Annotated in this window: 8 protein-coding genes; 3 read left to right on the top strand and 5 right to left on the bottom strand. The window is 66.7% G+C overall.

The genetic code is table 11. From position 1 onward, the window contains the following. Positions 1-425 precede the first annotated feature (425 nt). Genes ABEA07_RS13355 through ABEA07_RS13365 form a run of 3 tightly spaced genes read right to left on the bottom strand, consistent with a single transcriptional unit; the run spans position 426 to position 5,535 of the window. Entirely contained in the window at positions 426-3,401 is a 2,976-nt protein-coding gene (locus ABEA07_RS13355; protein ID WP_345538401.1) for a type I restriction endonuclease subunit R, read from the bottom strand. Further along, complete coding sequence (locus tag ABEA07_RS13360; protein WP_345538402.1) at positions 3,398-4,906, bottom strand: type I restriction-modification system subunit M; 1,509 nt, start codon at positions 4,904-4,906, stop codon at positions 3,398-3,400. Before ABEA07_RS13360 ends, ABEA07_RS13355 begins: the two co-directional genes overlap by 4 nt. Continuing rightward, positions 4,903-5,535 carry a restriction endonuclease subunit S gene (locus tag ABEA07_RS13365; RefSeq protein WP_345538403.1) on the bottom strand — a complete coding sequence of 211 codons (633 nt, stop codon included), beginning with the start codon at positions 5,533-5,535 and terminating at the stop codon, positions 4,903-4,905. Before ABEA07_RS13365 ends, ABEA07_RS13360 begins: the two co-directional genes overlap by 4 nt. 102 nt (positions 5,536-5,637) lie before the next feature. Between ABEA07_RS13365 and ABEA07_RS13370 the strand changes: the two genes are divergently transcribed. Beyond that, positions 5,638-6,642 carry an MBL fold metallo-hydrolase gene (locus ABEA07_RS13370; RefSeq protein WP_345538405.1) on the top strand — a complete coding sequence of 335 codons (1,005 nt, stop codon included), beginning with the start codon at positions 5,638-5,640 and terminating at the stop codon, positions 6,640-6,642. 93 nt (positions 6,643-6,735) lie between these two features. Here the strand turns inward: ABEA07_RS13370 and gap are convergent, their stop codons facing one another. Beyond that, positions 6,736-7,737 (bottom strand): type I glyceraldehyde-3-phosphate dehydrogenase, encoded by a 1,002-nt coding sequence (gene gap / locus ABEA07_RS13375; protein WP_345538406.1) that lies wholly within the window; start codon positions 7,735-7,737, stop codon positions 6,736-6,738. Positions 7,738-7,788: 51 nt separating this feature from the next. Continuing rightward, the gene (tkt, locus tag ABEA07_RS13380) at positions 7,789-9,828 is read right to left on the bottom strand and encodes a transketolase (protein WP_345538407.1); all 2,040 of its coding nucleotides are present in this window, start codon (positions 9,826-9,828) and stop codon (positions 7,789-7,791) included. Between the two features lie 111 nt (positions 9,829-9,939). Here tkt and ABEA07_RS13385 point away from each other — a divergent pair, with 111 nt between their 5' ends. Both ABEA07_RS13385 and ABEA07_RS13390 read left to right on the top strand, forming a co-directional pair. Then, the gene (locus ABEA07_RS13385; RefSeq protein ID WP_345538408.1) at positions 9,940-10,329 is read left to right on the top strand and encodes an S-adenosylmethionine decarboxylase family protein; all 390 of its coding nucleotides are present in this window, start codon (positions 9,940-9,942) and stop codon (positions 10,327-10,329) included. A gap of 11 nt (positions 10,330-10,340) precedes the next feature. Next, positions 10,341-11,045 (top strand): nucleotidyltransferase family protein, encoded by a 705-nt coding sequence (locus ABEA07_RS13390; protein WP_345538409.1) that lies wholly within the window; start codon positions 10,341-10,343, stop codon positions 11,043-11,045. Positions 11,046-11,146 lie beyond the last annotated feature (101 nt).

The raw sequence follows: 11,146 nt of genomic DNA on the forward strand, positions 1-11,146 counted from the left end.
GCCTGCCGAAGGACAGGCGTGCTTCGTGAACTGACTCGCCGCAGCTGTTTGAGCGCAGCGCCCGAAGGGCGCGTAGCGAGTTCTGCGGCGGGGCCGGATGCGCGAGCACCGCAGGTTGCCCGGAGCGAAGCGGAGGGACACGCGCAGTGGGGTCGCCTTTCTTTGGTTACTTTCTTTGGCGAGACAAAGAAAGTAACTCGCCCGCCGGGGCGAATTCCCGGCTCCTGCGCCACACAACCAGCAAGGCCAAAACAAAGCCCCGAACGCCAAGTCCAAGCAACAACAACAACAACGCCAAAACAAAGTCCCAGTGCCCTCACCCCCAACCTCTCCCAGAGAAAGAGAGAGAGAGAGGGATCAGAGGTTGACCGTGCGTACCAGTGCAGCGGTACTTGCAGCAGGCACTGAAACGCGCGCCGCGCCACTCATGCCTGCCGCGCCAGGCTCACGCGGGTGACCCGCAGCACATGGCCAATCACCTCGTTCGTCCGGGCCAGGCCCAGGGGCGCATAAAGCAGCTGGAGCAGGCTCTTGCGAATGGTCGACTCGATATCCTGCGGACTCAAGGAATGCTCGGCCATCGCGGCCTCGACCGCATGGCCGATGGCGAGCGCTTGGTCGACGTGCGCCTTGCGCTGCGCTTCGCCGAGGCTCGCCGCCTCTTCGCCCAGCGCCAACAGAATGGCGCCGTAGTAGGCCCGGGTCTTCGGACTGTTCGCCAGGATGTTCGGCATGCCGGGCGTGGCGCGCGTGTCCACGTCTCGCTCGAAGGCGCGGAGCAATGCGTACTGCCGGCGCGGGTGGTCGAACAGCGCCTCCGCCTGCGCGATCGCATCCTTCAGCAACTCGGAGAAGACTTTCTGCGCGTAGGGATCGTCTGCCAGATCCTGCTCGATGGCCTTGCGCAGGCGCGCCTGCATGAGCGCCGCCTCGCTGCGCGCCTTGTCCGGCGACCAGGTCTCCAGGACCTCGGGTGCGCACAGGCCGTGCACGAGGTAGGGGGCGCTGTCGTTTTCGTGCACGCCCGTCCCGATGATGTGCTCGTCGGGCAGGCTGCCGGCCGGCGCCGGCACTTGCTGGTTCCGGGTGCCGACCCGCGCATAGAGTCCTTCGAGATCGCCGATGTCGAAGCCGCCTTGGGTACGGGTCTCGAGGTTCTGGTAGGCACGGACCGCCGTGTCCAGCTCCTTCAGGATGCCGCGGTAATCCACCAGGAGGCCATGCCGCTTGGCTTCGTGCAGCCGGTTCACGCGGGCGACGGCCTGGATCAGGGTGTGGCCCTTCAGCGGCTTGTCGATGTAGAGCACGGCATTGCGTGGCTCATCGAAGCCGGTCAGCAGGCGATCGACCACGATCAGCAGGTCGGGTCCGTCGTCGGTCCCGAAGCTCTGCAGCACGCGGCTGTCGCGGCTGGCCGTATCCACGCCCTGATCCAGCACGTTCTGCTTCCACCAGGCCTGCACCTCCAACATGCCGGCCTCGGCGATGTCGGTGATGCCCTCGCGCAGGTCGGGCGGGGAGATCACGACCTCGCTCGTGACCAGGCCGGTCGCGACGAGCGCCTTCTTGTAGCGGATCGCATCGAGTTTGCTGGCCGTGGCCAGCTGGCCTTTGAGACCCGGCGTCTTGCTCTTGATGTTCTGGTGGAAGTGCGTCGCGATGTCCCACGCGATGAGCGCGATGCGCCCGGGCGCGCCGTGGATGGCGCCGCTCCTGGCGTACTTCTTCTTCAGGGCGGCGCGCTGCGCCGGCGCCAGGCCCGCGGTGATACCGTCGAACCAGCGGTCGACGGCTTCCGCATCGACGGACAGTTCCGGCATCCGCTCTTCGTAGAGCAGCGGCACGACGGCACGGTCCAGCACCGCACGCTGCATGGTGTAGGCGTGGACGATGGGACCGAACTTCTGCGCCGTCTTCTCGTCCTTCAGCAGCGGCGTGCCGGTGAAAGCCACGTAGGCGGCACGAGGCAGCGCCTTCTTCATGCGCGCGTGCAGCTCTCCGCCATGGCTGCGGTGGCCTTCGTCCACCAGCACCACGATGTCGGGGGAATCGTTGCGGCAAGCCACCAGCCTCGAGGCGGTATGGAACTTCTGCAGCAACGCGAAGGTGATGCGCTTCGTGCCCCGGCCGATGCGCCGGGCCAGGTCACGCCCCGTCATGGCCTTGCTCTGCTCGCCCTCCTTTTGCGTGGCGATGGATGCGCCAAAGGCGCCGCCGGCCATGAAGTTGCGCGCGAGTTGCCCTTCGAGATCGCGCCGATCGGTGATCACCACCAGCCGGCATTCCCTCGAGTCCTCGTGCAGCAGCAAGGCCTTGGCGAGGAACACCATCGTGAAGCTCTTGCCCGAGCCCGCGGTGTGCCAGATCACCCCGCCTTCGCGCGCGCCATCCGCACGCCGCAGGACCAGGCGCCTCAGCAGCGCACGCACGCCGAAGAACTGCTGATGGCGCGCCACGATCTTCCCGATCCTGCTGTCGAACAGGACGAAGCCGCGCAGAAGATCGAGCAGGCGCTGCGGCGTCAGCAGGCTGACCAGCAGGCGGTCCTGGTCGTTGGGCGGCGAGGGATGGGCTCCGGCCGACCCGAAGGACTCGCGGATCGTGTGCGGCTGGTCGTGAAAGAGCGCCGCCTCGGCGGCGGCGGACAGCGGCGAGTTCTTCAGCACGCTGACGTGCGCATCGTCGAATTCCTCTTCCCTGTCCCATCGCGCCCACAACCTGGCCGGTGTGGCGGTGGTGCCATAGCGGCCCTCGAGCCGGCCGATCGACAACAGCAATTGCGCGTAGGCGAAAAGATGAGGAATCTCGTCTTCGCGCTGGTTTCGCAGCTGCGCGTCGATGCCTGCGCGCACCATCGCATCGGCCATGCTGCTGCCGGATTGCTCTTGCGGTTCCCTGGCTTCGATGACGACCAGCGGAATGCCGTTGACGAAGCCCACGACGTCCGGCGTGCGATGGTGCGTGCCATGACTGGAAAGCACGTCCAGTTCGTCCGTCACGTCGAAGCGGTTGGCTTTCGCCTCCGTCCAGTCGATGACCTGAATCGTCGGCTGGTGCCGCTGTCCGTCGGGCATGAACTCGGTGACGGTGATGCCACAGGCGAGCTTGGCATAGAGGCGTTCGTTGGCCGCAAGAAGCCCCTCGCCCAGCCCGACCGCCGACAGCTCGCGCAGGATCTGGTCGATGGCCCCGGGCGACAGGCGGCAGGCATCGCCCCTGTAGTCGAAGCGGCGGCTTTGAAGGAATTCGATGAGGCGCGGCTTGAGCAGGACGCGGCGGGTCGAACCCCGCAGCGCGAGGCATTCGGCGGTGCCGATGTAGTTCCAGCCGAGCTTGCAGAGCAAGTGCAGCGCGTCGATGCGGGCAGGGGAAGGGTCGGCGGTCACGGCCGTGACGCTCATGGCCTCATCTCCGCCAAGTGTTCAGCGATCTGTCCGTCGATGTCGGCAAGCTCCCGCTGGAACTCCTCGCGTTCCTCCTGCAGCAAGGCGTTGTCGATGAACACTGTGTTCTCGAAGGCGTTCACGTAGCGTGAAAGATTGAGGTTGAACTCGTTCGCTGCGATCTCCGCGCGTGTCGCGACGTGCGCGTACGTGTTCACCGGCTTCCGCGCGGCATAGGTATCCAGCACGCGGCGCACATCTTGCGCGCGCATCCTGTTCTGGGTCTTGCCAGCCTCGTAGCCACGGCTGGCATCAATGAAAAGCACTTCGTCATCGGCCTTGCTCTTCCGAAACACGAGGATCGCGCCCGGGATGCCGGTGCTGTAGAAGAGCTTCTCGGGCAGGCCGATGACGGCGTCGAGCAGGTTCTCCTCGACCAGGCGCCGCCGGATGCGTGCTTCGGCGGCGCCGCGGAACAGGACGCCGTGGGGCACGATCACCGCCATGCGCCCGCTGCCGGGCTTCATGGTCTCCACCATGTGAAGGATGAAGGCGTAGTCGCCCTTGGTGCGGGGCGGCACGCCGCGGGCAAAGCGGCGGAACCGGTCTCTCTCCGCGGCTTCGTGCCCCCACTTCTCCAGGCTGAACGGGGGATTGGCGACCACGACGTCGAAGCGGCGCAGCCCGGAGTCGCTCGTCAGCAGCTTCGGGTTGCGAAGGGTGTCGCCCCACTCGATGCGGTGGTTGTCCTCGCCGTGCATGAACAGGTTCATCTTGGCCAGGGCCCAGGTGTTGCCGATGGCCTCCTGGCCAAAGAGCGCATAGCGCCGGGTACCGGTGCGTTCACGGATCAGCCGGCCGCACTGGAGCAAGAGGGAGCCGAAGCCGCAGGCCGGATCGCAGATCTCGTCGCCTTGCTGCGGGTTCATGAGTTGCGCCATGAGGCGGGAGACCTCGGGCGGGGTGTAGAACTCGCCGGCGGTCTTGCCGCTCGAGGACGCAAAGCGGCTGACGAGGTACTCGTAGGCGTTCCCGATCAGGTCGAGTTCGCCGAGGCGGCTGGGGCGCAGGTCGAGTTCGGGCCTGGCGAAGTTCTCGAGCAGGTGGCGCAGGATGTCGTTCTTCTGCCGCTCGTCGCCGAGCTTGCTCGAATTGAAGCCGATGCTCTGGAACACGTCGCGCAGCTTGGCGATGTTGGCATCCTCGACGGCGTGCAGGGCGCGGTCGATGCGCTCCCCGTTGCCGGGCTCGAAGCGGGCCGCGTGAAGCGCCTGGAAGCTGGCGCCGGGCGGCAGGATGAAGCGTTCGGTCTTGAGCAGTTCTTCGATCAGGTCGTTTGCGTCTCCGTACTGCGCCTTGTAGGTGTCGCAGTGGTCCTGCCACGCGTCGGAGACGTATTTGAGGAAGAGCATGGGCAGGACATAGTCCTTGTAGGTGCTCGGGTCGACGACCCCTCGGAGGGTGTCGCAAGCCGCCCACAGCGCGGCGTTGATGCTGTCCTGACCGATGGCTGTCTGACTCATAGCTTGTCGGGCTCCCTGTGTGCGGTGGATGGATCGCTCGAGGCGCCGGCGAGCGCCTCCGCGATCGATTGGAACTGCATCTCGCGATTGCGCAGCAGCAGCTGGTGCAGTTCGCGCTCGCGCCTGGCGAGCCGGGCCATCGCGACGATGCGCTCCTGATCGCAAAGCGGCGGAATGCCCACCGTCAGCGATTCGAGCACGGGCCGGCGCACGCTCAGCTGGCTGGAGCCCTCGGCCGCGCGCTGCAGGGCGCGTTGAAAGGGACCCTGGTTGATCTGCCACGCGAGGAACGCGGGCAGCAGCGCGCGGCCCGAATGGATGCGCAGGTGAAAAAGGTGCGGACCGCAGACGGCCGGCCCGGGCGGTGCGTCCACGCAAACGGCGTAGAAACGGGTGCCCCGTGCCACGAACAGCAGATCCCCGTCGGCCAGCCAGTACGGCGGACGCCGGCCGGCCAGCCTGGTGCGGATGACCCCGCGCCATTCGACGCCCGCCAGAGGATCGAGGTCCTTCATCTGCACCGCGCGCACCGGGCCGTCGTGCACGTCCTCGATGGCGCCGCGGAAGGGATGGCCTGCGCGAAGGTCGACCGCGTCACCGAGCGCCGTCTTGACTGCATGAACTGACATGATGCAGATGATATCGGTGGCGAGGTCGATGAATCTTGTTACACTCGCCCCGCCAAAAACCCGCATCAGTCCAGCTGATGCATCAAATCAGGGAGTATTTCCATGGGCTACGAGGTCGATTTTTTCGCCGGCAAGACCGGCGGCGCTGCAATGATTGTTCGCTGGGGCGCACCCGGCAATTACCGGCTGATGGTGTTCGACGGCGGCACCCAGGGCACGGGGACGGAACTGGTGCGGCACGTCCGCGAGCATTGCGGCACCAAGCACGTGGATTTCGTGGTCTGCTCCCAGCCGAACACAGCCCACGCCGATGGCCTTGAACAGGTGTTTGAACGCTGCAGCATCGGCTTTCTGTGGATGCACCGGCCGTGGATGTACGGGCTGCGCAATTTGCCCTCCGACACCGCCGTCGGCCGCCGCCTGGAGCAGCTCGCGCTGAAGCGCCGGATCCGCATCCACGAACCCTACGCCGGTGCGACGATCGGCCCGTTCACCGTGCTGTCGCCCAACCGCGAGTGGTACATGGAGGAATTGCTGCCGCTGTTCGCGCGGCCGCGCCCGCTGCTCGCGGGACTGACCCTGGCCGACGCGGCCCGGTGGGCACGCCTGGCGAGCGCCAGCTTCGGCAGCCGCTGGGACTACGAGCCGCTGCCGCACCGCCCGAATTCCAGCCCCGAGGACGAGTCCGGCGCGGTGCTGTACGGCGAATTCGAGGGCCGCGGCGTGCTGCTGACGGGCAGTGCCGGCCTGCGCGCGCTGACGCACTCCTGCGCTTGCGCCGACCAACTGGGCCAGGCCGTGCGCACCAACATGCGCGTGATGCAGATACCCGGCCACGGCGGGGCTCAACAACTCTCGAGCGTGGTGCTCGACCGGCTGGTGGGCGAACGCCTTCCACGCGCGCAACGCCAGGGCGTTCACCACAAGACGGCCTTCATGTCCGCACCGCCCGGCAAGCCACCGCTCGGTTCCCGCGTGGTGGCCGATGCGCTCTCGCGCCGCGGCGTCTTCAGCTACCTGAGCCAGGGCCGGCAGCTGTACCACGCCCACGACATGCCCGACCGCGGCTGGGGGCAGGCCATGCGGATCGGCGAAAAAGACTGGTGACGAGACCGGCGGACACCCGTTGGAAAGATGCAGCGCAGCAAAAACGCGCCCGAAGGCGCGTTGGAAGTGCAAGCGGATGGAGGGCGGGCAGGGTTATCGGGCCACCACGCGCACCATCTCCAGGCACTTGTTGGAGTAGCCCCACTCGTTGTCGTACCAACTCACCAGCTTGATGAAGGTGCCGTCGAGCGCGATCCCGGCCTCGGCGTCGAAGATCGAGGTGCGGGGGTCACCGCGGAAGTCGGTGGCCACCACCTTGTCTTCGGTGTAGCCCAGCACGCCCTTGAGCGCACCCTCGCTCTGGGCCTTCATTTCGGCGCAGATGTCCTTGTAGGTGGCTTCCTTGACCAGCTCCACCGTCAGGTCGACCACCGACACGTCGGAGGTCGGCACGCGGAAGCTCATGCCGGTGAGCTTCTTGTTGAGCTCGGGAATGACCACGCCCACCGCCTTGGCCGCGCCCGTGGAGGAAGGGATGATGTTCTCCAGGATGCCGCGGCCGCCGCGCCAGTCCTTGTTGCTGGGGCCGTCCACGGTCTTCTGCGTGGCGGTGGCGGCGTGCACGGTGGTCATCAGGCCACGCTTGATGCCCCACTTGTCGTTGAGCACCTTGGCCAGGGGCGCCAGGCAGTTGGTGGTGCAGCTGGCGTTGCTGATGATGGCCTCGCCCTCGTACTTCTTGTCGTTCACGCCGTAGACGAACATGGGGGTGTCGTCCTTGCTGGGCGCAGACATGATCACCTTCTTGGCGCCGGCGTCGAGGTGCTTCTGGCAGCTCTCCTTGGTGAGGAAGAGGCCGGTGGATTCGAGCACCACGTCGGCACCCACCTCGTTCCACTTGAGGTTGGCAGGGTCGCGCTCCTGCGTGAGGCGGATCTTCTTGCCGTTGACGATCAGCGTGTTGCCTTCGACCTGGATCTCGCCCTCGAAGCGGCCATGGACCGAGTCGTACTGGAGCATATAGGCCAGGTATTCGGGCTCGAGCAGGTCGTTGATGGCGACGATCTCGATGTCGTTCTTGAAGTTCTGCACCGCCGCACGCAGCACGTTGCGACCGATGCGACCGAAGCCGTTGATGCCGAGTTTGATAGCCATGTGGTTTGCTCCTGGATGGTTGAAAACGAGGGTTCCCGGTGTGTCGGCGCTTCAGCGCGCGAGGGCTGCTTCGACCGTGGCGGCGACGTTCTCCGCCGTGAAGCCGAAATGCTTGAAGAGTACGCCGGCCGGGGCGGATTCGCCGTAGGTATCGATGCCGACCACGGCGGCGACGCCGTACTTCCACCAACCGTCGGTGGCGCCCATTTCGACCGCGATGCGCGGCGTGCCCTGGGGCAGCACGCTCTTCTTGTAGGCTACGCTTTGGCGGTCGAAGGTGGTGGTGGAAGGCATGGAGACCACGCGCACGGCGATCTTCTTGGTGGCCAGCAGCTCCTGCGCCTTGAGCGCAAGCTGCACTTCGGAGCCGGTGGCGATGATGACGGCCTGCATCTTCTTCTTGAGCGATGGCTCGGCCAGCACGTAGGCGCCCTTGCTGATGTCGCTCAGGTCCGTCTTGGGCGCATAGGGCAGGTTCTGACGGGACAGCAGCAGCGCGGTGGGCCGGGTGGCGTTCTGCAGTGCGACGGCCCAGGCGACCGCGGTCTCGGCGGTGTCGGCCGGGCGCCAGACGTCCAGGTTGGGCATCAGGCGCAGCGCGGCCGCGTGCTCGATGGACTGGTGCGTCGGCCCGTCCTCACCCAGGCCGATGGAGTCGTGCGTGAAGACATGGATCACGCGCTGCTTCATCAGCGCGGCCATGCGGATGGCGTTGCGGCTGTAGTCGCTGAAGGTCAGAAAGGTGCCACCGTAGGGAATGAAGCCACCGTGCAGCGCCACGCCGTTCATGATGGCGGCCATGCCGAACTCGCGCACGCCGTAGTTGATGTGGCGGCCCGGCAGGCCGTCGGGAAGGCGCTCGTCGCCCTCGGTGCGCACCACGGCGCCGCTGGCATCGAAGCGCAGGGACGGCGTGCTCTTGGTGTTGGTGAGGTTGGAGCCGGTGAGGTCGGCACTGCCGCCCAGCATCTCGGGCAGGGCGGCGGTGAAGGCTTCGAGCGCGAGCTGCGAAGCCTTGCGCGAAGCCACGGTCTCGGCCTTGGTGTGGGCGTTGACGACGGTGTCGAAGGCGGTCTGGTGGAAGTTCTTCGGCAACTCGCCCTTCATGCGGCGGCTGAACTCGGCGGCGAGGTCCGGGTACTGCTTCGCGTAGGCGGCGAAGCTGTCGTTCCAGGCAGCCTCCAGCTTCGCGCCCGCGGCCTTGGCGTCCCACTCGTCGTACACCGCCTGAGGCAGTTCGAAGGGCTCGTGGGGCCACTGCAGCGCGGTGCGGGTGAGGCCGATTTCGTCGGCACCGAGCGGCTCGCCGTGGGCCTTGGCGGTATTGGCACGGTTCGGGCTGCCTTTGCCGATCTGAGTCTTGCAGATGACGAGAGTGGGGCGCTCCTCCTGCTGTCGGGCCTGCTGGATGGCCTCGGACACTTCCTTCACGTCATGCCCGTCGACGGGACCGATGACATTCCAGCCGTAGGCCCTGAAGCGCTCGGCCGTGTTGTCGATGAACCAGGGCTTGACCGGGCCGTCGATCGAGATGCCGTTGTCGTCATAGAGCGCGAGCAGCTTGCCCAGCTTCCAGGCACCGGCCAGGGCCGCTGCCTCGTGGCTGATGCCTTCCATTAGGCAGCCGTCACCCAGGAAAACGTAGGTGCGGTGATCGACGATGGCGTGATCGGGACGGTTGAACTCGGAGGCCAGCAGCTTCTCGGCGAGGGCAAAGCCGACCGCGTTGGTGATGCCCTGGCCGAGCGGGCCGGTGGTGGTCTCGACACCCGGTGTGACGCCGGTTTCCGGGTGGCCGGCGGTCTTGCTGTGCAGCTGGCGGAAGCGCTTGAGCTCTTCGACCGGCAGTGCGTAGCCGGTGAGGTGCAGCACCGCGTAGATCAGCATGGAAGCATGCCCGTTCGAGAGGACGAAGCGGTCCCGGTCGAACCAGTGCGGATTGGCGGGGTTGTGGCGCAGATGGTCCCCCCAGAGCGCGACCGCCATGTCGGCCATGCCCATCGGCGCGCCGGGATGCCCCGAGTTCGCGAGTTGAACTGCATCCATTGCCAGCGCGCGGATCGCGTTGGCCATCAAGGCTTGGTTGGCCATGTGGTGGGGGCTTTCTTGGGGGGAGCTGTTAGGGAGAACCCGGCATTTTAAACGGGCGGGGCCGGGCGCCCCTCGCGGGGCGGCCCGGCAGGCTGATAGAGTGCCGGCCTTATGCATGGCCTGCACCTGACCGCCGATCTCCACGACTGTCGCTGCGGCATGTCGTGGCTGGTCGATCCGCAGGCACTGGGGGCCGCTTGCGTGAACGCGGCGGAGGCAGCTGGCCTGCAGGTGGTCGGCACGCTGTTCCATGCCTTTGCTCCGACTGCGCAAGGCCCCGGCGGCGTGACGGCCACGGTGCTGCTGGCCGAATCGCACCTGTGCGTCCACACCTGGCCGGAGCGGCGCGGCGTGACGCTGGACGTCTACGTCTGCAACTTCGGTGCCGATCACTCGGGCAAGGCGAGGGCGGTGATGGCAGCGCTGGAGAGCCTGTTCCAGGCCGGCAGCACAGAACGGCACGCGTTGCAGCGCGGCACCATTCGCGCAGAGGCGGCATGAAGGCCAAGGCGATGATCCTCGCCGCGGGCCGTGGGGAGCGGATGCGTCCCCTGACCGACACCACGCCCAAGCCCCTGCTGCAGGTGAACGGCAGGCCGCTGATGCAGGCGGCCATGCAGTCGCTGGTAGCAGGCGGCGTCCGGCAACTGGTGATCAACACCGCCTGGCTCGGCGACCAGATCTCGTCGCACTTCGGGCATCAGCACCGGGCAGCCATCGTGGCTTATTCGCATGAAGGCCGGGACTTCGGCGGCGCGCTGGAAACAGCCGGCGGCATCGTGCGTGCGCTACCGCTGCTGGGCGATGTCTTCTGGGTGGTGGCGGGTGACATCTATGCGCCGGGATTCGTCTTCAGGGAAGCGGCCGTCGAACGCTTCGTCGCCAGCGGGCGGCTCGCGCACCTGTGGCTGGTGCCGAACCCGCCGCACAACCCGGGCGGCGATTTCGGGATCTCACCAGAGGGGCTGGCGCTGAGCGATGCGCCGGTGAAGTACACCTTCTCGACCATCGCCCTGTACCGTGCGGCGCTGTTCGCTCCGCCGTATTGCGAGATTCCGCCGGGCAACCCAAGCGGCATCAAGGCACCGCTCGCACCCCTGCTGCGCGCCGCGATGGCCGATGGCGCGGTCAGCGCCGAGCTCTACACCGGCGCCTGGACGGACGTCGGAACGCCCGAGCGGCTCGCCGAGCTGAACGGAAAAAAACGGCCCGCATAAAGCGGGCCGTCTTCAGGTCTTCGAACCGGTCAGTTCGATCAGGGCACGTTCGCCGTGCGGATGTTGAAGGGCCGGCCCTCCACCGCATAGGCGCCGCCGAA

The organism is Variovorax defluvii (assembly GCF_039541515.1).
Lineage (GTDB): Bacteria > Pseudomonadota > Gammaproteobacteria > Burkholderiales > Burkholderiaceae_C > Variovorax > Variovorax defluvii.

What these genes read in the sequence shown, in the direction of transcription:
- ABEA07_RS13355 (WP_345538401.1), bottom strand. Translation starts at nt 3,401, where the DNA reads ATGAGCGTCACGGCCGTGACCGCCGACCCTTCCCCTGCCCGCATCGAC.
- ABEA07_RS13360 (WP_345538402.1), bottom strand. Translation starts at nt 4,906, where the DNA reads ATGAGTCAGACAGCCATCGGTCAGGACAGCATCAACGCCGCGCTGTGG.
- ABEA07_RS13365 (WP_345538403.1), bottom strand. Translation starts at nt 5,535, where the DNA reads ATGTCAGTTCATGCAGTCAAGACGGCGCTCGGTGACGCGGTCGACCTT.
- ABEA07_RS13370 (WP_345538405.1), top strand. Translation starts at nt 5,638, where the DNA reads ATGGGCTACGAGGTCGATTTTTTCGCCGGCAAGACCGGCGGCGCTGCA.
- gap (WP_345538406.1), bottom strand. Translation starts at nt 7,737, where the DNA reads ATGGCTATCAAACTCGGCATCAACGGCTTCGGTCGCATCGGTCGCAAC.
- tkt (WP_345538407.1), bottom strand. Translation starts at nt 9,828, where the DNA reads ATGGCCAACCAAGCCTTGATGGCCAACGCGATCCGCGCGCTGGCAATG.
- ABEA07_RS13385 (WP_345538408.1), top strand. Translation starts at nt 9,940, where the DNA reads ATGCATGGCCTGCACCTGACCGCCGATCTCCACGACTGTCGCTGCGGC.
- ABEA07_RS13390 (WP_345538409.1), top strand. Translation starts at nt 10,341, where the DNA reads ATGATCCTCGCCGCGGGCCGTGGGGAGCGGATGCGTCCCCTGACCGAC.